This window comes from Mycobacterium sp. (genome assembly GCF_052143115.1).
Lineage (GTDB): Bacteria > Actinomycetota > Actinomycetes > Mycobacteriales > Mycobacteriaceae > Mycobacterium.
Map to the genome: position 1 here is coordinate 1 of NZ_JBKQTQ010000068.1, position 22,123 is coordinate 22,123.

The following is a 22,123-nucleotide window of genomic DNA, read 5'->3' on the forward strand; positions in this document are numbered from 1 at the left end:
GCGCTTGGCGGCGCCTCCCGGAACCCGTCGAAGGCGCCCATCAAAGATGTGCTGCGCGCGCCGCCGGGGAACTAGCCAGATATGCCACAGCCTGCGCCGTCGAGCCCATCTCCTCCGGTGAGAAGCCGGGCCGAAAGTACATCAAAGTGTTGGAGCCAAACAGTTTACGGAACGTCGGAAGCAGCCCATGCTTGGAATCCAGCGCCCGCAGCCACTGCATCTTCCACCAGCCGATGTCGATGTCGGGGTCGGCTTTCGTCAGGTACCAGGTGCCGCGCTGGAAAAAGACGAACACCATAGTCACCGCCATCAGCATCGACCGAATCCGGTCGGGATAGCTGTCGTGGAAATAGGCGGCGACGTCATGGGCGACGTTGCGATGTTCGACTTCCTCGCTGCCGTGCCAGCGGAACAAGTCGGCGATGGTGGGATCGGCGCCGTAATCCTCCCAGCGGCAATTGAGGACGAAGTCACCGAGCACCGCGGTGTAGTGCTCGATCGCGGCGATGAGCCACAGCCGGTCGCACAGGTGACTGAGCCGGCGTTTCGGGTCGGGAGAGGTGCTGGGCGCCAGCGTGCGGGAAAAGATGAAATCCACCTGGTCAAGCAGCGGCTTAGGGTCGACGCCGCGAGCCACCATCAGGTCGTGGAGCACCTGCTGGTGGACCTCGGCGTGCGTTGCCTCCTGACCGATGAATCCGCGCATGTCCTCGGCCAGTTTGGGATCGTTGACCAGTCGCAGCGCCTCGTTGAAAACCGCGACGAACCAGCGCTCGATCGGAGGCAGCACGATCTTGAGCAGGCTCGCGAAATTGGAGGCCACCGGATGCCCGGGAATCCAGTGCAGCGGGACATCGGAGACGTCGAAGTGGACTTTGCGCGCCTGGATCTGCACGGGGCCCGGGTCGTATTCCGGCTCGAACCGGCGTGGTCGCACCATGAGACCTCCTCCCCGGTTTGGGCTCAATTCTGATCACCAGTGGCGCAAAGGTCAAAGGAGGACGGACGGCGGTCGAGCAGTACCGTTCCTGCTTGGACGGGTGGGCATCTCCGCGAGTTAGGTTCCGTCGAAGAGGGTTGACGAATACCCATTCTGGCATCACACGATCCAAGTCATGCTCGCTACGCGACGGCCCGCAGCCTCCCATCACCCGCAGCGCCCTGCTAGGTTCCGCCAATGAAATTTGTGATGGCAGCCAATGGAAGTCGCGGCGATGTCGAGCCGTGCGCTGCCGTCGCCGTGGAGCTGCTGCGCCGCGGGCACGACGTACGCATGGCGGTCCCACCGGAGATGCTTGGCTTCATCGAATCGGCGGGCCTTAGTGGGATCGCCTGCGGGCCAGACTCGCGGAAGGAGATCAGCCCGACCTCGGATTTGGCCGGGAACGTGATGCCCGACATGCAGAGTCCGCTCAGCGCGATGATCGAAGTTGCCGAGCATTTCAGCCAGGTATGGGCCGAGCGCTCCACGACTCTCACGGCGCTCGCAGACGGGGCCGACCTGATGTTGACGGGCATCGCTGAGCAGGGTCTCGCCGCCAACGTCGCTGATTATTACGGCATTCCGCTGGCTGCGCTGCACTTCTACCCTCGAGAACATTCGCGCCCAGATGACTGGATCGGGCGGGTAACAAAGCAGGCGGAAGCCGCCCAACGTCGAGCACTCAGCTTGCCGGAAGCAACCGGACCTTCGACGGTATCCCTAGAGATCCAGGCCTACGACGAACTCTGCTTTCCCGGGGTGGCAGCGAAATGGGGGGAGCAGGCTGGGCGACGGCCCTTCGTCGGGGCGCTGATGCTGGAGTTGCCGACGGACGCCGACGATGCGGCCTTGTCGTGGATCACTGCGGGAACGCCGCCGATCTACTTCGGCTTTGGCAGCAACGTCTACCTCGCGCACCCGGCTCACACGGTCGCCATGATCGGCGCGGCCTGCACGCAGTTGGGCGAGCGGGCGTTGATTTGTTCCGGCGCGGGTGACCTCACTGACATCCCGCACGCCGACCACGTCAAGATTGTCGGCGCGGTCAACCACTCGGCGATCTTTCCCGCGTGCCGCGCGGTCGTCCATCACGGGGGCGCCGGCACCACGGCCGCAGCCCTGCGGGCCGGAATTGCCACGTTGGTCCTCTTTTCAGTCCTGCTCGAAGATCAGCCGATCTGGGCAGCCGTGGTCAAACAACTGGGAGTCGGCTTTGGCCGGAGCTTTTTGGAAAGCACCCTGAAAACACTGGTCGCTGACCTCCGCCACGTTCTGGCCCCGCGTTGCCTGACTCGAGCCCGCGAGGTGGCCGCCCAGATGACCAAACCGGCCGAAAGCCTTGCCAGCGCAGTTGATCTCCTGGAAGACAACGCGCGGCACGGGCGCTTTGGCTGACCACCGAACGGTTGCGCCTCGCAATCGAGAAGACCGTTGCCGTACGGTTGTGTGTCGAGCGGTGCCGACATGGCCCCTTTGCGCACTTGGACGTGTGGACATCACCACGAGTTAGGCTCCGCCGATGAAATTTGTGGTGGCCGGCTACGGCGGTCGCGGCGATGTCGAGCCCTGTGCCGCGGTCGGTCGGGAGTTGCTGCGCCGAGGTCACGACGTGCGCATGGCGGTCCCACCCAACATGCTTGGCTTCATCGAGTCGGCGGGGCTTGCTGGCGTCGCCTACGGGCCGGACTCGCGCGAGGAGATGAACCCGGGCTCGGGTTTGGTCCGCAATATAGCTCCGAAGATGCAAAATCCGATCAGCGTAGTGCCCGAAGTTATCGAGCATGTAACCCAGGTCAAGCTTGACAAGGGCGCGACGCTGACGTCGCTGGCAAATGGAGCCGACCTGGTCTTGGCGGGCTTCAACGAGCAGGGACTGGCCGCCAATGTAGCTGAGTACTACGGCATTCCCGCGGTTGCGCTGCACCCCTTCCCGGTGCGGTTTTGGTCATCGGACTGGCTGTTCTCGCGCATGACGAAGATCGCGGAAGACGCTCAACGCCAGGCACTGGGCTTGCCGGAGGCAGCCGCACCGTCGGTGCGATCACTGGACATCCAGGCCTACGACGAGCTCTGCTTGCCAGCGCCGGCAACCGAATTGGTGGAACAGGGTGGGCGACGGCCCTTCGTCGGGGCTCTCACATTGGAGTTGCCGGCGGAGGCCGACCAGGAGGTGATGTCCTGGATTGCTGCGGGAACGCCGCCGATTTACTTCGGCCTTGGCAGTACACCGATCAACTCTCCCGCTGGGACGATCGCCAAGGTCAGCGCGGCCTGCGCCCAGTTAGGCGAGCGATTGTTGATCTGCTCGGGGCCCAACGACTTCACCCACGTCGAGCATTTCGACCACGTCAAGGTTGTGCCCGCAGTCAACCACGAGGCCATCTTCCCGGCCTGCCGCGCGGTCGTTCACCACGGCGGCGCTGGCACCACGGCCGCAGGCCTGCGCGCGGGAATCCCCACCTTGATCCTGTGGCTCTGGCTCGATCAGCCGATGTGGGCAGCTGGCGTACAACGACTCGAAGCCGGCTTTGGACGGCCCTTTTCGCAAACCAGCCTGGAATCGCTGGTCGCGGATCTGCAGCTAATCCTCACTCCGCACTTCGCCACCCGAGCCCGCGAGGTCGCCACCTATATGACCAAACCCGCCGAAAGCCTGGCCAGGGCCGCCGAACTCTTGGAGCACACCGCCCGCCAGGGACGCGAAGCCTAACCGGCGCCTCACCCCGATGGCTCGTCGGACCGCACCCGGCGCACCGGGCGGGTCTCGATGGCGTTGATCGTCAACGTGCGGTGGGCGATCCGCCATCCGGCGTCGGTCCGCCGGTAGTCATCGTCGTAGCGCAAATGCCAAACCACATCGGTCAGCTGATCTCCGTGGTGGCTCCAGTGATGCGCCACGCAGGCGATGCGCCCGCAGGCACTGTCGGGTTGCGGGCCGGCGTCGAACACCTCGCCCACGATCGCGTGTTCGGTGCGGATGGTGGCGGCCACAGCGGCTATCGCCGTGCGGATCGCGGCACGACCGCAATGCCGGTGGACGGGGTTTAGCGCGGCAGGCGGTTCCGGCAGCATCAGCTCAGCCGTCTCCGTGAAAAGCTCTGCGACAGAATCGAATTGCCGGTCATCGACACCAGCGGCGTACCGGTGCACCAAATCGGTGAGAGCGGCTCGGTCCGTCGCGCCGAGCATCACGTCGACAGTGAAAGTCGTTGTGCGCAGGCCGACAGCACGTCCTTGGCCTGCTCGAGGTCGGTGATCGGAGGCATGGCCAGCACCAGCCGGTCGGCGCCCTGGGCTGCGAGCTTCTCGGCGCGTTCGACATCGACCTTGGTGACCGAATGTCCCAGCGAGACTTCGATATCGGCCGGGTCGCGTCCAGCCGCCGCAGCCTCGTCGCGCATCAGCCCCAGCAGGCCGTCCAGCTGAGCACCGGTCACCCCCAAAGGCTGAAAGCCGTCACCGAAGCGTCCGGCCCGTCGAGCGGCGGCCTTGCTGTGACCGGCGATGTGTACCGGAAGGTATTTACCAGCAACGGGTTTCGGGCTGCAGACGACGTTATCGAACTGAAAGAACTCGCCATGATGGGAGACGCCCTGTGGTCGGTCCTCCCAGAGCGCCCGCAGCACGGCCAACTGTTCGTCGGCGCGCCGTCCGCGACTTCCGAAGTCGGTGCCGCACGCCTCGATCTCTTCCCGCAGCCAGCCGACACCGACACACAGCCGAAGCCTGCCGCCCGACAGCACATCAACGGTCGCCGCTCGTTTGGCCAGTACGACCGGATGGTGGTTGGGCAACACCAGCACCCCGGTGGCCAACCCGAGCCGATCGGTATGGCCGGCCAAAAACGACAGCAGGTCAAGCGGATCGGGGACCGGGCAGTCGGCCGCTAATTCGACGCGCCCTGAGCTGTCATAGGGGTAGACGCTGTCGTACTGGGTGGCCAAAACGGCGTGCTCGACGACACTAACCGATTCGAAGCCGCACGCCTCGAGATGGCGTGCGAAAGCCGTCATCCAACGCGGGTCTGCGGTGACCCCGGCGGCAACCGGAGCGACCACGCCGTACTTCAAGACGCTCATCGCAGAAAGAAACTAACAGCTAGTCTCGGTGGGCGTGACGGCCGTCTCAGCGCGCATTGCCTCGGCCAGCGCGATTGCCTTCGGATCGCTGAACACGTCCTCGAGCATCACCGGCTGACCATCGGGGCCGCTCAACGGAATCCGCCAGTTGGGATACTCGTCGGTGGTGCCCGGCTGGTTCTGGGTGCGCCGATCTCCGACCGCGTCGGTCAACGAGACTCCCAGTAGACGCGACGGAGTTCGGCCCAGGTACTGGTAGAGGGCGAGCACTATCTGCGCTGGGTTGTTCGCCACGTCGCCTTCTTGCGAAAGCAGGCCGACGCGGCGCAACTCGGCGATCCAGGCTGCCCGTTCGGTTTCCGCAGCTGCCAGCTCCTCCTCGAAGGGTCGCGTCAACAGGCCCAGCGACTCCCGCAGGCGGACATGCTCCCCGGCCAGGTAACCGGCCGTCGGCGGCAGGTCGTGGGTGGTTACCGACGACAGGCAGTATTCTCGCCAGCGCTCGGCACGCAGCGGGCCGCCATCACCGTCACGGTCGAGCTCGAACCACAGAATCGACGTGCCCAGTACACCGCGGGCCCGCAGGTAGTCGCGTACCCACGGCTCGACGGTGCCGAGATCCTCGCCGACGACCACGGCCGCCGCGCGCTGTGCCTCCAGCGCCACGATGCCGATCATCGCTTCGTGGTCGTAGCGGATATAGGTGCCCTGGGTGGGCGCTTCGCCCTGGGGAATCCACCACAGCCGGAACAACCCGATGATGTGGTCGATGCGCACCCCGCCGGCGTGCCGCAGCACGGAGCGGATCAGTGCACGGAACGGTTCGTACTCCTGCTCTTCGAGCCGGTCCGGGCGCCACGGTGGCTGCGACCAGTCCTGACCTAACTGGTTGAACTCATCCGGCGGCGCACCGGCGTTGACCCCGAGCGCCAACACATCCTGCAACGCCCAGGAGTCAGCACCGTTGGGGTGCACGCCGACGGCGAGGTCGTGCATGATGCCCAGCGACATCCCCGCCGCCACCGCTCGTGATTGCGCGGCGGCGAGTTGCTCGTCGAGTTGCCATTGCAACCAGCGGTGGAAATCCACGGCCCCCGACTGCTCGGCGACAAACTCGGCGACGCCGTCGGCGCCGGGATGCTGCAACGATTCGGGCCACTGATGCCAATCGCCGCCGTATTTCTCGGCCAGTGCACACCAGGTGGCGAAATCGTCGAGGGCAGCACCCTCACGAGCGCAGAACGCGACATATGCCAGTTCGCGACCCGCCGTACGTGGGACCCGATAGACCAGTTCCAAGGCCGCCCGCTTGGCTGCCCATGCGGTGTCGCGGTCGATGGCGTCTGGCGGGTCTGCGTGGCGCTGCACGTCGTCGCGTAGCCGCCACACCCGACGACGCTTACGCAGGTAAGCGAATTCCGGGATCGCCTCGACGCGCAGATAAAGCGGGTTGACGAAGCGCCGCGATGTCGGCAGGTACGGCGACGGCTCCATCGGCTCGGTCGGCGCCGCCGCGTGCAGCGGATTGACCAGCAGATAGCCGGCGCCGTGCGCGGAGGCCGACCAGACCGCAAGGTCGGTGAGATCGGTGAGGTCGCCGACGCCCCAGGACTGTCGGGAGCGGACACTATATAACTGGGTGGCCAGCCCCCAGGCCCGGCGACCACCCAGCCGCACCGGCAAGCCCAGCCAGCCCGGTGTCACGATCAGTGCCGCGCTGGCGTGCGTATCCCCGGAACGCAGATGCATCCGGTGATAACCGGGTGGCAGATCGTCGGGCAGCACGAAGCTGGCCTCACCGACCGCACGCCCGTCGAGGTCAAACGGCGTGGTGAAGTTGTCGACCTGGCGTATCCCGGTGCGGACCGTACCGTCCTCGAGCTGCAACCACACCTCGGCGGGATGACCGTGGGTCACATGCACCCAGAACGACGTCGGGGTACCGGCTCGGCCGACGATGGTCGCCGGCACCGGACGCGACCAGTATGCGCGATCGTGACCGGTCAGCGCGGTGCTGCGCTCGGGCTCGGTGGCGGCGGTCACGCCGAGCGCGGCGAGGACGGCCACCAGCGTGCTTTCCGGAACACTGAGCCGGCGACCGGTCCAGTCGTCGTAGACGGTGGCGATCCCGAACCGCCCGGCGAGTTCGACCAATGACGGCGCCAGCTCAGTCATGCGCGCCGATCCTCCTCATCGCTCCGTCCCCCTCGCCGCTGCGCGGCTGGGGGTGCCCCCCACTGCATCGTCGCCGACGGGTCATGCCGCCATCTTGCTTGGTGGGCCGACATCGATGCGATCCAACTTTTCACCTGACCGTCGCTTTTTCGGCGAGCTGGGTTTGCTCTTCGTCGTACCATGCCCAGTGAGGTACTTCTTTAATTCCCCCACTACCGATGGCAGGTGACAACACTGTGGCGCAGACCACTCCCGGCGCGGCCGCTAACGAGCCCGGCGCCTTTACGCTCGCGTGGCGAGGTGGCCTAGGGTGCCCTACGGTTATTCCTGTGAATCGTGGGACTACGCAGTATTCAGGCTTTCCGTCGGCTCGGAGCGTGATCGAACATGGCTAATTCGGACAGCGGGAAAGGCGGTTCGGGCTACGGCCTCGGACTGTCGACCCGAACTCAGGTAACCGGTTACCAGTTCTTGGCGCGCCGCACCGCCATGGCGTTGACTCGCTGGCGGGTGCGGATGGAGGTCGAGCCCGGCCGGCGTCAAACACTGGCCGTGGTGGCGTCGGTGTCGGCGGCGGCGGTGATTTGCCTGGGAGCGCTGCTTTGGTCGTTCATCAACCCGTCGGGGCAGCTGAACGAGTCCCCGATCATCGCCGACCGCGATTCCGGCGCACTCTATGTTCGGGTCGGCGACAAGTTGTACCCGGCACTGAATCTGGCGTCGGCCAGGCTTATCGCCGGGCGGCCGGATAACCCGCACAAGGTGCGGTCGAGTCAGATCGCCGAGCAGCCGCACGGACCGCTGGTGGGTATCCCCGGAGCGCCGTCGGAATTCGCCCCGACCAACCCCGCGTCGTCGTCGTGGATGGTATGCGATTCGGTAACGCCGACGGCGGGGGTGGGAGCGCCGTCACCGGTGACCGTCACCGTGATCAACGGGACGCCCGACCTGTCGGGTCGCCGGCACGTGTTGAGCGGGTCGGACGCGGTGGTGCTGCGCTACGCAAACGACACCTGGGTGATCCGGCAAAGCCGCCGGTCGCGCATCGATGCATCGAACCGAGCGGTGTTGTTGCCGTTGGGTTTGACGCCTGAGAACGTCGACCATGCGCGACCGATGAGCCGGGCACTGTTCGACTCCTTGCCGGTGGGCCCCGAGCTGTCGGTGCCTAAGCTGCCGGACGCCGGGAAGCCAGCAGCATTTCCCGGTGCACCGGGACCGGTGGGAACCGTGATCGTGACACCGCAAATCAGCGGCCCGCAACAGTATTCGGTGGTGCTGGTCGATGGTGTACAGACCGTGACCTCGGTCGTCGCCCAGATCCTGCAGAACGCCGGTACACCGGCGGGCAACGCGCCCGTGGTGGTGGCTCCGGCGTCGTTAGCGAAAATGCCGGTGGTCAACGGGTTGGATTTGTCGGCCTATCCCGATGGGCCGCTGAACGCGGTGGACATCCGAGACAATCCCGCGACGTGCTGGTGGTGGGAGAAGACCGGCGGTGAAGGGCGTGCCCGTGTTCAGGTCATCTCCGGGCCGACGATTCCGGTGCAGGCCAGCGACTCTGAAAAAGTGGTATCGCTGGTCAAGGCCGATAATTCGGGCCGCGAAGCCGACAAGGTCTTTTTCGGCCCCGGCTATGGCAACTGGGTCGAGGTCACCGGCAACGACCCGGGGTCGGCCACGTCAGAATCGCTGTGGTGGCTCTCGAGTTCCGGTGTGCGTTTCGGCGTGGACAACTCGCGTGACGCCCGTTCGGCCTTGGGGTTGACTTCGCAGCCGAGCCCAGCGCCCTGGGTGGCGTTGCGGCTGCTGGCACCAGGCCCCATGCTCTCGCGCACCGATGCGCTGGTGCGTCATGACACCCTTCCGACCGATATGAGCCCTGCAGAGTTGGCGGTACCAAAGTGAAACAAGGATTCGCACGCCCGACGCCCGAGCGCGCACCCGCGGTTCGGCCGGAGAACATTGTCCTACCGACACCGCTGAGTGTTCCGCCGCCCGAAGGCAAGCCGTGGTGGCTGGTGGTGGTCGGCGTCCTGGTGGTCGGCTTGCTGGTCGGCATGGTCGGTATGACCGTCGCCAACGGCTCACGAATGTTCCTGGGGGCCGGCTCGATCTTCCCGATCTTCATGATCGGCGGCGTCGCGATGATGATGTTCGGTGGTCGCTTCGGTGGCCAGCAGCAGATGAGCCGGCCGAAGCTGGACGCGATGCGCGCCCAGTTCATGTTGATGCTCGACATGCTGCGCGAAACCGCGAACGAGTCCGCCGACAGCATGGACGCCAACTACCGGTGGTTCTACCCGGAGCCGACGACGCTGGCGGCGGCGGTCGGATCGTCCCGGATGTGGGAACGCAAGCCGGACGGCAAGGACCTCAACTTCGGAGTCGCCAGGGTCGGAGTGGGCATGACCCGGCCGGAGGTGACCTGGGGTGAGCCGCAGAACATGCCAACCGATATCGAACTGGAGCCGGTAACCGGTAAGGCGCTGCAGGAGTTCGGGCGCTACCAGAGCGTGGTTTACAACCTGCCCAAGATGGTGTCGCTGCTTGTCGAGCCCTGGTATGCGCTGGACGGCAACCGCGAGCAGGTGCTGGGGCTAATGCGAGCGATCATCTGCCAGCTCGCGTACTCGCATGGGCCAGACCACATTCAGATGATCGTTGTCAGTTCCGATATGTCGAAATGGGATTGGGTCAAGTGGCTACCGCACTTCGGGGATCCGCGCCGTCGCGACGCTGCCGGCAATGCCCGGATGGTCTACGGGTCGGTCCGTGAGTTTGCCGCCGACCAGGCCGAATTGTTCGCCGGGCGTGGGTCTTTCATTCCGCGGCACGCCAGCTCGTCCGCTGAGACACCGACACCGCATCACGTGATCATCGCCGATGTCGACGACCCGCAATGGGAATACGTGATCAGCGTCGACGGCGTCGACGGTGTCACGTTCTTCGACTTGACCGGCTCTGCGTTGTGGACAGGTAACCCGGAGCGAGTGCTGCGGTTCACCAACGACGTCGGGGTCATCGAAGCGCTGCCCCGTGACCGCGACACCTGGATGGTGATCGATGACAACAGGTGGTTCTTTGCTCTTGCTGATGCGGTGACCGAGCCGGAGGCCGAGCAGTTCGCGCAGCGCATGGCGCACTGGCGGTTGGCCGAGGCCTACGAGGAAATCGGCCAGCGGGTTACTCATATCGGTGCCCGAGACATCCTGTCCTACTACGGGATTGAGGACCCCGACGAGATCGACTTCGACTCGTTATGGGGCAACCGGCGCGACGGGCTCAGCAGCCGGTCTCGTTTGCGGATACCGTTCGCCAACCGTTCCGACAACGGCGAGCTGCTGTTCTTGGACATGAAATCCCTCGACGAAGGCGGCGACGGCCCGCACGGGGTCATGTCGGGGACAACCGGTTCCGGTAAGTCGACGCTGGTGCGTACCGTGCTCGAGTCGCTGATGCTGGCGCATCCGCCAGACGAGCTGCAGTTCGTGTTGGCCGACCTCAAGGGTGGATCGGCGGTCAAGCCGTTCGCCGGCGTGCCGCACGTGTCGCGGATCATCACCGACCTCGAAGAAGACCAGGCGCTGATGGAGCGCTTCCTGGACTCGCTGTGGGGTGAAATCGCGCGGCGCAAGGCAGTCTGCGACAACGCCGGTGTCGACGACGCCAAGGAATACAACGAGATGCGCGGCAGGATGCGGGCACGCGGTCAGGACATGCCGCCGCTGCCGATGCTGGTGGTGGTCATCGACGAGTTCTACGAGTGGTTCCGGATCATGCCGACCGCAGTCGACGTTCTCGACTCGATCGGTCGTCAGGGTCGCGCCTACTGGATCCACTTGATGATGGCCTCCCAGACCATCGAGAGCCGGGCCGAAAAGCTCATGGAGAATATGGGTTACCGGTTGGTGCTGAAAGCGCGTACCGCTGGCGCGGCACAGGCGGCCGGCGTGCCGAACGCGGTCAACCTGCCCGCGCAGGCCGGGCTGGGCTACTTCCGGAAGAGCCTCGAAGAGATCATTCGCTTCCAGGCCGAGTTCCTGTGGCGTGACTACCGTCGCGGCGTTTCGCTCGACGACGATGGGCCCGCGATCCTGACCCATTCCGTCGATTACATTCGGCCGCAACTGTTTACCACTGGCTTCACACCAATCGAGGTCAGCGTGACCGGACCGGATGACTTCGATACCTTGACCAACGGCGACAGCCACAGCGGTAACGGCGAGGTGTTCAGCGGCAATGGAGCCGGCAAGCCCGAAGAGGAAGAAGAAGAAGAGGAAGCGATCAGGACGCCAAAAGTCGGCACGGTGATCATCGATCAGCTGCGCCGAGTCGACTTCGAGCCGTACCGGTTGTGGCAGCCTCCGCTGGACGTGCCGGTGTCGATCGAAGCCTTGGTAGACCGGTTCCTCGATCGGCCGTGGCAGGAGGAATACGGCACAGCCCGGAACCTGGTGTTCCCGATCGGGATCATCGACCGGCCGTTCAAGCACGACCAGCCACCATGGACGGTGGACACCTCCGGGCCGGGTTCCAATGTGCTGATCCTCGGCGCCGGCGGCGCGGGCAAAACCACCGCGCTGCAGACGCTGATTTGCTCGGCCGCGCTGACCCACACACCCGAGCAGGTGCAGTTCTACGTTCTGGCCTACAGCAGTACCGCGGTGACGACGGTGGCGGGGCTGCCGCACGTCGGCGAGGTCGTCGGACCAACCGACCCCTACGGTGTTCGCCGCACGGTGGCCGAGCTGCTGGGGCTGCTCCGCGAGCGCAGGCGCACCTTCCTCGAGTACGACGTGCCCTCGATGGATGTGTTCCGACGGCGCAAGTTCGGCGGGGAGCCCGGCAGCGTGCCCAACGACGGCTTCGGCGATGTCTACCTGGTGATCGACAACTACCGGGCGCTGGCCGAAGAGAACGAGGTGCTGATCGAGCAGGTGAACCAGATCATCAACCAGGGTCCGTCGTTCGGGGTGCACGTTGTGGTCACGGCTGACCGCGAATCTGAGCTGCGGCCACCGGTGCGCAGCGGTTTCGGATCCCGGATCGAGTTGCGGCTGGCTGCGGTCGAGGATGCCAAGCTGGTGCGCTCCCGGTTCGCCAAGGAGGTTCCGGTCAAGCCGGGCCGCGGCATGCTCGCGGTCAATTACGTGCGGCTGGACGGTGATCCGCAATCGGGTCTGCACACGCTGGTGGCCAGGCCCGCGCTGGCGAGCACGCCGGAGACGGTTTTCGAGTCCGACAACGTCGCAGCGGCGGTCAGCCGGGTGGCGGCCGGTCACGCACCGCCGGTGCGCAGGCTGCCGGCCCGGTTCGGGCTGGAGCAGGTGCAGGCGCTGGCCGCAGCGGACCGTCGCCAGAACGTTGGCGCCGGCGGAATCGCTTGGGCCATCAACGAACTGGACCTGCGGCCGGTGTATCTCAACTTCGCCGAGAACGCGCACCTGATGGTGACGGGTCGGCGCGAGTGCGGCCGCACCACGACGCTGGCCACCATCATGTCCGAGATCGGACGGGTGTACGAGCCGGGAGCCAGCATTGCGCAACCGACGTCGAGGCCTTCGGCGCAGGTGTGGCTGGTCGACCCGCGGCGTCAGCTGTTGACCGTGCTGGGCGCCGACTACGTCGAGAAGTTCGCCTACAACCTCGACGGTGTCGCGGCGATGATGGACGAGTTGGGCGCCGTGCTGGCTCGGCGCGAGCCACCACCGGGCCTGTCGGCCGAAGAGCTGTTGTCTCGGTCCTGGTGGAGCGGGCCGGAGATCTTCCTGATCATCGACGATGTGCAGCAGCTGCCGCCTGGCTTCGATTCACCGCTGCACAAGGCCGCCCCATGGGTGACCAGGGCGGCCGACGTCGGCCTGCACGTCATCGTCACCCGCACCTTCGGTGGCTGGTCGTCGGCGGGCAGCGACCCGATGCTGCGGGCGCTGGCTCAGGCCAACGCGCCGTTGCTGGTGATGGACGCCGACCCCGACGAGGGCTTCATCCGCGGAAAGATGAAGGGTGGTCCGCTCCCACGCGGTCGTGGTCTGCTCATGGCCGAAGACACCGGTGTGTTCGTCCAGGTTGCGGCCACAGACCTGCGTCGATAACCGCGTCAAGCGAAGGCCCCCTTGCCCGTTCGGACGGGGGGCCTTCGTCGTTTGCGGGATACCGCGCTCCCGTCTCCGCCTCCCGCCGGAGTCGCTGGCCGAGGAGCTGAGTTCCGCGGCGGCAAACTACGGCTCGATCGTCTGGACCCTGACCAGCGGACCCGTGGACAGGTCCCAGTTCGAGGTCGATCGCCGCCGCCGCACCGTATATGGCCTGGCTGGGTGCTACCGGCGAGCAGGCGCAGCAGACCGCCACCAAGCCAGAGCGGCGGCCAGCGCGTACGAAACCGCCTTCGCCGCAGCAGTTCCGCCGCCGTTGATCGTCGCCAACCGGAGCCTGCTGGCGACACTCGTCGCTACGAATATCCTGGGGCAGAACGCTCCGGCGACCGCAGCAACTGAGGCTTACGACGCCGAGATGTGGGGCCCAGGACGCCGCCGTCGTGTACCGCTACGCCGGCGCCTCCGCCAACGGCGTCACAAGTGACCCCGTTCGTCAACCCGCCACAAACCATCGACGCGGGCGGGCTGGCACCGCAGGCCGCCGGCACGGCCAGCGGGACGGACGTCACGGCGCCATACCGGCTGCGCAGGCGAGTGCGCACTCGGGCATGCCGTCGATGATGCCGGTGGCCAACACGGCCGGACGCGAGGGCTCCGGTTTGAGCTCCATTCCACCGTGATCCCCTTTACGCCGGCTGCAAGGTAGGCCGTGGTGGCCCGGTTCGCCGGGCCGACGGTCGGCCGGATGGCTGCAAACCAAACGCGGGCTGAACAGCAGTTTATTCGGGATGAACACTGCTTGATGAGGAATGAATAGTCGGCATCGTCGTCGCGGATCGCCCGCGCGGCCATCTAATGTCTCAACCAGCGACTTTTCAGTGATGAGCATCGGCGCTCAATGTTGTTGACGCTGAGGGTTACCGAGGAAAGAAAGTGCATTTCGTCTGTGGCCACATACCGCGCTCCGCACATCGATATCGATCGGGCGGTCATCCACCAGGACCCGCCAATTGCTGACCAGTTCATCACAACACCGCACACCGCCGCTTCCATGCGGCGGTTGACGGGGCAGACGCAATCTTGGCTTGCTGACGGAGGTTTCTAGTGCTTGATTTCGGGCTGTTGCCGCCGGAGGTCAATTCAGGTCGGATGTATTCGGGTCCCGGACCCGGGCCGCTGTTGGCGGCCTCTGAGGCCTGGGACAGCCTGGCCGCGGAGTTGGGCTTTGCGGCCAATGGTTATGGGGCCGCGCTAGCGGAGTTGACGAGCAACTCGTGGGTAGGTCCCACGTCGGTGGCGATGATGTCCGCCGTCACGCCCTACATCAACTGGTTGACCTCAACCGGCGCGCAAGCCGAGGAGACCGCCAACCAGGCTCGCGCGGCCGTCGCCGCATACGAGGCGGCGTTCGCGATGACGGTGCCGCCGCCGGCGGTCGCGGCCAACCGCGCACTGCTGGCCGCCTTGGTCGCCACCAACTTCCTCGGGCAGAACACCCCCGCGATCATGATGACCGAAGCCCTGTATGCCGAAATGTGGGCGCAGGACGCCGCTGCCATGTACGGCTACGCGGGCGCCTCGCAGGTTGCCATGCAGGTGACGCCGTTCGTGGAACCCCCGCAGACGACCAGCGATGACGGGACGAGCAGCCCGAGCAACGCGGTGGCCAACGCTGCTGCCACGCCGGCCAGCCAAGCGGCGACGGTGGTGCAGAACGCGGTGTCGTCGGCGCCCGCCATGACCACTCAGACGACCGCGACCACTGCGCTGCCCGCGGCCTCGCCCCCGACCACGGTGATCCCTTGGCTCACGCAACTCTTACAGAACACCGTCAGCAACTTCCCCAGCGGCGGTTGGGGCGTGGGCCTGACGAACGCCAACCTGAACTCGATGAGGCAGGTCCTCCAGGCCTACTTCGCGGTCGGTCTAGCAAACTTCGGTTTTGGCCTTGGCCAGCAGACGTTCAACCCCCGCGCATTTGGCCTAGGCACCGCAGGCGTAAGCGGCGCACCGTTTACGCCAATACCGGTGATTCCGACGCCGGCACCTGGCGGCGCACCGGTGCCGTTCGCGGGCCAGGTGTCGGCCAGTGTGGGCCAGGCCAGCACTCTCGGGCGGCTGTCGGTGCCCGCCGGTTGGCGCGGGGCGACGCCCGCGGAGATGGAAGAGGCCCGCCTGGTCAGCGCCGCACGCCCTGTCGGACCGCAGTCGAATGCGATGCTCAACGGTGTTCCGATGTCGGGCAACGCCGGTCTTGGAGCCGGTCTTGGACGCCGCGGCGGCGGCTACGTCGTGAAATACGGGGTCAAGCACGCCGTGATGCCCCGGCCGCCCGCCGGGGGGTAACAGAGTACGGATCCGTGCGGCGGCGCCCAGTGGCCGTGGCCGGACCCCGTAAACTGGTCCACGGCAAACGAGAGTCGTTCAGTGACCACGCGGGCCTGGGCCACTGACCAGAAGCTGTTGATGGTGAGGCACTCGTCGCGGATGCGGGAGTTGATCGACTCGACATAGCCGTTGCGCGCCACGGCTATGCGGGCGGAATGATGTGCAGACCGACCTGACCCGATGACCAGTCGGTCATTGCAGGGCAATTCGAGTCCCTTGTCGCACCGCAGCACTGCCGGGAAGGTGTCACGCTCAGTCGCCAGGCGACTGAGTTCACCGATCAGGTGCTCACCGGTGATACTGCGCTCGACCATCCCGCCCAAACACTCACCGGTGTGCTCATCGACGATCGAGACGATCTTGATCGGCCACCCGTCGGTGGTGACGTCGAACTGGAAGTCCACCGCCCACACCCGATTGGGTGCATCCGAGATTACGGTCGGTGGTGCGGTGGAGTTGCCGTGGCCTTTGTGCCGGCGGCGCTGTGGCACTCGAAGCCCTTCTTCGCGCCAAAGGCATTGTATTTTCTCGTGATTGACTGCCCAGCCTTCTGCGCGGGCGTTGTGATACGCGGGCCGAAACCCCCGGTCGTGGATGGTCCATGGCCTAGTGGCGCAGCCAGGACCGCAACGTCGCGTCCGGATCGCGCGGGGTGGCCGTGACAGGCTCGTGGCGTTGGGTGGCTCGATGTTGCCCGGTGACGCGGCAGGCGAACTGCTCGCTGACCCCCAGCCGCGCTGCAGGTGACGAACGGCTGGCAGCCGGCGTTCCGGGCCGAGATGTTTCCATTCGCGATCTCCTTGAGCGCGACTTTCTCCAATTCCGCATCAGCCAAAAACCGCTTGAGCGTGGCGTTTTCACGCTCGAGGTCTTTGAGCCGCTTGACGTCCTCCCGCCGGACCGAATGGCAGCCTGCCCCGCGCGGCGTACCGAAAGTATTTGTGGCGAAAGCCCGCTCCGACGATCTTCAGCACGACCAGGTTTAATTACGCGGCAGCCGAGACGGCAATCGAGCGGCCGGGCCCACACTGCGTTCCAGTGGCCGGTCGAATCGAAGCGTTACTGCAGGTGGAAGGTTTGTCGAACTCGGGATGAACGGCCGATATCGGGGGGTGAATACTCGCCGTCCGGGCATGAACAGTTAGGTCGGCAGCCGCGTTATTCGGGCGTGACCATCTAACCTTCCAGACGAACGACCTTGCTCAAGGTCGTAGATGCGCACGGTTATTAAGGAGGAAACCGGATGTCGTTCGTGACCACACAGCCGGAAGCATTATCGGCAGCGGCCACCAACCTGCAGGGGATCGGCTCGGGACTGAATGCCCAGAACGCTTCCGCGGCGGCCCCGACCACAGGAGTGGTTCCCGCTGCCGCCGACGAGGTTTCGGCGCTGACGGCGGCTCAGTTCGTCGCGCACGCCCAGCTGTACCAAGCGGTCAGCGCCCAGGCCGCGGCGATCCACGAAATGTTCGTGAACACGTTGGGCACCAGCGCCGGTTCGTACGCCGCCACCGAGGCCGCCAACGCGGCTGCGGCTTGCTAGGGAGGCTTCCAGATGGTGGATTTCGGGGCGTTAACGCCTGAGATCAACTCGGCCCGGATGTACACGGGCCCGGGCGCGTCGTCGTTGCAGGCTGCCGCATCGGCCTGGAACGGGCTTGCCGCCGAGCTGCAATCGGCCGCGCAAGGTTACGAGACGACGATCACGCAACTTTCCAGTGACGAGTGGAACGGACCGGCCTCGGCGGCGATGGCCAGTGCGGCGCAGCCGTACATCGCCTGGCTGCAGGAGACGGCCGCACAGGCTGAGCAGGCCGCGACGCATGCCCAGGCAGCTACTGCCGCCTACGAGCAGGCGTTCGCGGCAACGGTGGCGCCGCCGCTCATCGCGGCCAACCGCGCTCAGACCGCCTCGGCGATACAGGCCAACGTCTTCGGTCAGTACACCCCGTTGATCGCGCAGCTCGAAGCGCAGTACAGCGAGATGTGGGCCCAAGACTCCGCGGCCATGTACAGCTACGCAGGCCAGTCGGCCTCGGCCGCTCAGGTGACGCCGTTTGCCTCGCCGGCGGCGACCACGAACCCCGCGGGGACGGCCACTCAGGCTGCCGCGGTCAGCCAGGCCACCGGAACGTCGGCGGCGACCAGCTCGCAGACGATTCTGCAGGAGCTGACCTCGTCAATGCCGAATTCGCTGCAAAGCCTTGCGACGCCGGCGGCCACCCCGGCGGCCACCACTACGCCGCTTCAAACGCTTTACGGCTTAATCTTCGGAACGACCGTATTGCCCACGTCGCTGTCGGCGTTGGTCAGCAACTACTCGCCGTACGCCAGCTTGTACTACAACACTGAGGGTCTGCCTTACTTCAGCGTCGGTATGGGCAACTTCGGCGTTCAGATGGCGAAGAGCGCGGGAATGCTGGGCGGGGCTGCCCCAGCCGCTGCTGCCATCCCACCCGGCGGCCTGGGTGGCCTCGGAGCCGCGCTGGGCGGTGGTGCTGGTGCTGCCGCGCATCCAATGTCCGCGATTTCGGGCGGCGCCGGTGCGGTCGGCAAACTGGCGGTGCCGGCGTCGTGGGCCGGTGCAACTCCGCCGGCGGCCCCACACGGCGTCCAGCTGGTCAGCAGCGTCAGCGCTGCCCCGGAGGCCGCCGGTAACGGGAACCTGCTCGGCGGTATGCCGCTGGCCGGTACAAGAGCCGGCCTCGGCAACGGCTTTGGCCCACGCTATGGGTTCAAACCCACGGTGATGCCCCGCCCACCGTCAGCCGGCTAAAAGCCGATTAGCTTCACACCACCTGGGGTGTCACGTCGCGGTGTGGCACCCCAGGAGTGTTGTGCTCGCCCAAAGCGCAAGCCGCGCCCGTCACCCTCGACGCGAGGTAAATCGCGGACGTCGCAATCATGGCTCGAATATGAACAGTTGGGGCGTATCTGGAAGCATGTGAGAGCAGTGGCGTAGGTTTCCGGTAGATGAACGATCGGGGGCTAGGGCAGGAGGGATACGTGGCGGAACACGCTGAGGCATCCGGTTCGCTGGCTTTGTCACGGAGACCCCGACACGCCGCCCGCACGCTCCCGAGGACCATTACCGGTTCGCCGGCGTTCGGTGCAGCAAGCGTTTTGCCGCGCCGCCCCGCTCAGCCTGCCGAGATAGCTCAGGCGCGAGTGTTTGAGCGGCTTCTACAGGCCGAGTGCGCCGAACTACAGGAGCTTGCGCATCGCATGGCCGGAAATCAGCATCAGCAACCCGAGCCTGACGATTCCCGGCCGTCTGGAGAGCTGGAGATACGCGCTCGCATCGACGAAGTCCATGGTCTGCTGCGGGCATTGCAAGGGCGGTTCCCGCACTCCGTGCCAGACGGTGACCGTTAGCCGGCGTGAACTAGGCTGGCTTCCAGTCAATCCTCGTCCAGGATCAGCGCCATCTCCGGACAGGACGCCACCCCGTCACGAGTTACCTGCGCGTCCTCCGGCGCAACCTCGTGTTCTTCGAGGGTGGAGTAGCCAGAATCATCGATCGGGAAAATCTCGGGGTCAACCGCATAGCACTGGGCGTGACCAACGCACCTCGACTGCTCGACACGAACCTTCACAATGCCGATTCTAAAAGACACGTCGAACATCGTCGCTCAATTCGGCACCCGCTAGCGCGGCGACGACGCGACCGAACCACGGCGGGCCGCATACCATGTCCACTGTCGCCCGCCCGCCACGGCGCCGGCGAAAACGAACGCACCGACAACGAAAGATCACGTACATGAGCACCACTGATGAAAGCCTGTACAGCGCCGGCTTTCACCTTCCGCGGCTTGAATACTCCACCCTGCCGATGACCGCTGATCGTGGCGCCGGGTGGAAGGTTTTGCGCGATGCCGGACCGGTGGTGTTCATGAACGGCTACTACTACCTCACCCGCCGTGAGGACGTGCTGGCAGCGTTGCGCAGTCCCAATGTTTTTTCTGCTCGATTAGCGCTTCAACCACCGGGAAGCCCGATCCCGGTGATCCCGTTGGCGTTCGACCCGCCCGAGCACACTCGGTACCGCAAAATCCTGCAGCCGTTTTTCAGCCCGCACGGATTGCGTAAGTCGCGACCAGTGCTGGTTCGCCACGCCGCCGACATGATCGACGCCATCGCCAGCCGCGGCGAATGCGAGGTGATGAAAGACCTGGCGAGGACGTACCCCTACCAGGTGTTCCTGGACCTCTACGGTCTGCCGTTGGAGGACCGGGACCGCCTGATCGCCTGGAAAAACGCCGTGCTCTCCGACAACCCCTATGCCACTACGGCGGACGTCGCCCCGGCGGCGCGCGAGCTGTACCAATACCTGACGGACGCGATCCAATACCGCCGGGAAAATCCGGGCTCGGACATGTTGTCTACGGTGATGCAAAGCGAAGGCAACTTCTCGGATCTCGAGCTGCTGGGCATGAGCCATCTGCTGATCCTGGCGGGGCTGGACACTGTGACCGCGGCGATCGGCTTTTCCCTGCTGGAGTTGGCGCGCAGACCGCCGTTGCGCGCACAGCTCCGCGATAACCCAAGGCAGATCAGGGTCTTCATCGAAGAGATCGTGCGCTTGGAGCCGTCAGCGCCGGTGGCGCCCCGGGTACTTACCGAGACCGTCGTCGTCGGTGGCATGACGTTGCCCGCGGGCTCATCAGTGTTCTTGTGCATGGCCTTGGTCAACCGGGACGGCAGCGATGCGATGTCCACCGACGAACTCACTATGGACGGTAAGGTGCACCGGCACTGGGGATTTGGCGGCGGACCGCACCGCTGCCTGGGTTCTCATCTGGCGCGCATGGAGCTGACCGTGATCGTCGACGAATGGCTTAAGAGAATCCCTGAATTTGAACTGGCGCCTGGCTACCAGCCCGAAATCAAGTTCCCTAGTAAGACTTTCGCGCTCAAGGACTTGCCGCTGCGTTTCGGCTGAGCCACGGCGCGCGGCCGCAATCAGCCGGGGGTGCGCCGTCGGTGCCGGCTCACGTGGAGTGTCGCTCGGCGGGCTGAGCACCTCGACCCCCGGAGCACCTCGGCCACGTGCGCGGCCACGACCGGGATTTAGTCGTCGCGGCTTGCTGGCTGCATTCGTTGCTTTCGACAGTCACGGTCATGGTGCCGCGTAGCGCACCGTGTGCATGCGGCAGCCAAATCACCCGGGTGGTGGTCTGTTTGGCCGGCGCTCCATCGGTTCCCAGGCAGGCGAACAGCATCGTCTCAGGTCGCGACTGCTAAGCGCCGTTGCGGGAATCCAGCACGACGGGCCTCTGTCCACCCGCTGCGCTCAGCTTTGCGTGGTCGGCGTCGTCGAGCAGGGCCCCGGTGGCCACGCAGGAGGCGCGGTTTTTGGAGCAGAACTCCGGGTGGCCGTCAAAGGGGCGGCCGCGTGAGTGGAGCCGGTGCGGGCGTTATCCGCGGTTAGATTTTTTCGCCTCACCGGAGTGCCGCGTCGTCCACGGCTCCGCGACGTGCGACAGCGCCGATAAAGACGCGGAGACCAGTGCCCGACCGAGACCAACGCATTTGAGCACTTCAGGAACCCTTTCGAGCTGCTGACCGGCGCCCGCGGAGCTGCGCCGGTTACTCAGCTGTTACCGCAGATGAACAATTGTTGCTGCCGGGTGAATAGTTGCCAACGCCAGGCTTGAGCCGCAGCACACAGCGATACGCGCGTCTATTCTCACACACGGACACATGGCCGGAACCGACCTAGGGAGGAAGCCAAATGTCGTTCGTAACCACGCAGCCGGAGGCCTTGTCGGCAGCGGCCGCGAGCTTGCACGGGATCGGCTCGGGGGTGAGCGCCCAGAACGCTGCCGCGGCGGCTCCGACGACGGGAGTGGTTCCCGCTGCGGCCGATGAGGTGTCGGCGCTGACGGCGGCACAGTTCGTCGCGCACGCTCAGCTGTACCAGGCAGTCAGCGCGCAGGCCGCGGCGATTCACGAGATGTTCGTGAACACGCTGGGCACCAGCGCCGGGTCGTATGCGGCCACCGAGGCCGCCAACGCAGCCACGGCACGTTGAGCCGGTCGATGATGTCCGTCCCACGGTGGTGCCACGCACAGTGGCAGCCGGGTAAGGGGGAAGGGGGGATCAGCCGTGTGCTTCGGGTCGGCGGTTACCTCGGGTAACCGGTCCGGCTTTCACCACGTCCACTGCAGTCAATCACTACTCGATCAAGGAGAAAAGTAAGTGCCTACGCGTTTTATGACTGACCCGCACGAGATGCGGTCGATGGCGGGCCGTTTCGATATGCACGCTCAGACGGTGGAGGACGAGGCCCGCAAGATGTGGGCATCGAGCCAAAACATCGCCGGTGCGGGCTGGAGCGGTACCGCCCAGATGACGTCCTACGACACCATGGGCCAGATGAACCAGGCCTTCCGCA

15 protein-coding genes and 2 pseudogenes are annotated in these 22,123 nt (G+C 65.5%); 11 read left to right on the forward strand and 6 right to left on the reverse strand.

The annotated features are described in order from the left end of the window. Nucleotides 1–40 precede the first annotated feature (40 nt). Complete coding sequence (locus ACLQI9_RS07820; protein WP_442385173.1) at nt 41–940, reverse strand: metal-dependent hydrolase; 900 nt, start codon at nt 938–940, stop codon at nt 41–43. A 237-nt stretch (nt 941–1,177) separates the two neighbouring features. On the opposite strand from ACLQI9_RS07820, the gene ACLQI9_RS07825 reads away from it, so the two are divergent. Both ACLQI9_RS07825 and ACLQI9_RS07830 read left to right on the forward strand, forming a co-directional pair. Next, nucleotides 1,178–2,377 (forward strand): glycosyltransferase, encoded by a 1,200-nt coding sequence (locus ACLQI9_RS07825; RefSeq protein ID WP_442385175.1) that lies wholly within the window; start codon nt 1,178–1,180, stop codon nt 2,375–2,377. Between the two features lie 124 nt (nt 2,378–2,501). After that, nucleotides 2,502–3,692 (forward strand): glycosyltransferase, encoded by a 1,191-nt coding sequence (locus tag ACLQI9_RS07830; protein ID WP_442385177.1) that lies wholly within the window; start codon nt 2,502–2,504, stop codon nt 3,690–3,692. 8 nt (nt 3,693–3,700) lie between these two features. Here ACLQI9_RS07830 and ACLQI9_RS07835 read toward each other — a convergent pair whose 3' ends face one another. From ACLQI9_RS07835 to malQ, 3 genes are read right to left on the reverse strand one after another with little or no spacing between them, the layout of a single operon-like run. Then, complete coding sequence (locus ACLQI9_RS07835) at nt 3,701–4,174, reverse strand: nuclear transport factor 2 family protein (protein WP_442385179.1); 474 nt, start codon at nt 4,172–4,174, stop codon at nt 3,701–3,703. Continuing rightward, nucleotides 4,171–5,052 (reverse strand): LLM class F420-dependent oxidoreductase, encoded by an 882-nt coding sequence (locus tag ACLQI9_RS07840; protein WP_442385203.1) that lies wholly within the window; start codon nt 5,050–5,052, stop codon nt 4,171–4,173. The genes ACLQI9_RS07835 and ACLQI9_RS07840 overlap by 4 nt, the downstream gene beginning before the upstream one ends. A 21-nt stretch (nt 5,053–5,073) precedes the next feature. Next, nucleotides 5,074–7,236, reverse strand: a complete 2,163-nt coding sequence (malQ, locus tag ACLQI9_RS07845; RefSeq protein ID WP_442385181.1) for a 4-alpha-glucanotransferase — start codon at nt 7,234–7,236, stop codon at nt 5,074–5,076. A gap of 387 nt (nt 7,237–7,623) precedes the next feature. Here malQ and eccB point away from each other — a divergent pair, with 387 nt between their 5' ends. The 4 genes and pseudogenes from eccB (at nt 7,624) to ACLQI9_RS07865 (ending at nt 15,683) form a co-directional block, all read left to right on the forward strand. Continuing rightward, nucleotides 7,624–9,144 (forward strand): type VII secretion protein EccB, encoded by a 1,521-nt coding sequence (eccB, locus tag ACLQI9_RS07850; RefSeq protein ID WP_442385183.1) that lies wholly within the window; start codon nt 7,624–7,626, stop codon nt 9,142–9,144. Further along, nucleotides 9,141–13,334, forward strand: coding sequence for a type VII secretion protein EccCa (eccCa, locus tag ACLQI9_RS07855; RefSeq protein ID WP_442385185.1), 4,194 nt, complete (start codon nt 9,141–9,143; stop codon nt 13,332–13,334). Before eccB ends, eccCa begins: the two co-directional genes overlap by 4 nt. Nucleotides 13,335–13,422: 88 nt before the next feature. Next, a pseudogene (locus ACLQI9_RS07860) lies at nt 13,423–13,892 on the forward strand (PPE family protein); the annotation flags it as partial. 549 nt (nt 13,893–14,441) lie between these two features. Beyond that, entirely contained in the window at nt 14,442–15,683 is a 1,242-nt protein-coding gene (locus ACLQI9_RS07865) for a PPE family protein (RefSeq protein ID WP_442385187.1), read from the forward strand. An 83-nt stretch (nt 15,684–15,766) separates the two neighbouring features. Here the strand turns inward: ACLQI9_RS07865 and ACLQI9_RS07870 are convergent. After that, a pseudogene (locus ACLQI9_RS07870) lies at nt 15,767–16,626 on the reverse strand (integrase core domain-containing protein); the annotation flags it as partial. A 342-nt stretch (nt 16,627–16,968) separates the two neighbouring features. Between ACLQI9_RS07870 and ACLQI9_RS07875 the strand changes: the two are divergent. After that, nucleotides 16,969–17,268, forward strand: coding sequence for a PE family protein (locus tag ACLQI9_RS07875; protein WP_442385189.1), 300 nt, complete (start codon nt 16,969–16,971; stop codon nt 17,266–17,268). A 12-nt stretch (nt 17,269–17,280) separates the two neighbouring features. Further along, complete coding sequence (locus ACLQI9_RS07880; RefSeq protein ID WP_442385191.1) at nt 17,281–18,501, forward strand: PPE family protein, SVP subgroup; 1,221 nt, start codon at nt 17,281–17,283, stop codon at nt 18,499–18,501. A 625-nt stretch (nt 18,502–19,126) separates the two neighbouring features. On the opposite strand, the gene ACLQI9_RS07885 is transcribed toward ACLQI9_RS07880, so the two are convergent. After that, the gene (locus ACLQI9_RS07885) at nt 19,127–19,321 is read right to left on the reverse strand and encodes a ferredoxin (RefSeq protein ID WP_442385193.1); all 195 of its coding nucleotides are present in this window, start codon (nt 19,319–19,321) and stop codon (nt 19,127–19,129) included. A gap of 164 nt (nt 19,322–19,485) precedes the next feature. On the opposite strand from ACLQI9_RS07885, the gene ACLQI9_RS07890 reads away from it, so the two are divergent. The 3 genes from ACLQI9_RS07890 to ACLQI9_RS07900 form a co-directional block, all read left to right on the forward strand. Further along, entirely contained in the window at nt 19,486–20,667 is a 1,182-nt protein-coding gene (locus ACLQI9_RS07890; protein ID WP_442385195.1) for a cytochrome P450, read from the forward strand. A 792-nt stretch (nt 20,668–21,459) separates the two neighbouring features. Next, entirely contained in the window at nt 21,460–21,759 is a 300-nt protein-coding gene (locus tag ACLQI9_RS07895) for a PE family protein (RefSeq protein WP_442385197.1), read from the forward strand. Between the two features lie 168 nt (nt 21,760–21,927). Then, nucleotides 21,928–22,123, forward strand: a 196-nt coding sequence (locus ACLQI9_RS07900; RefSeq protein WP_442391433.1) for a WXG100 family type VII secretion target, incomplete at its 3' end; no start/stop codon positions are given.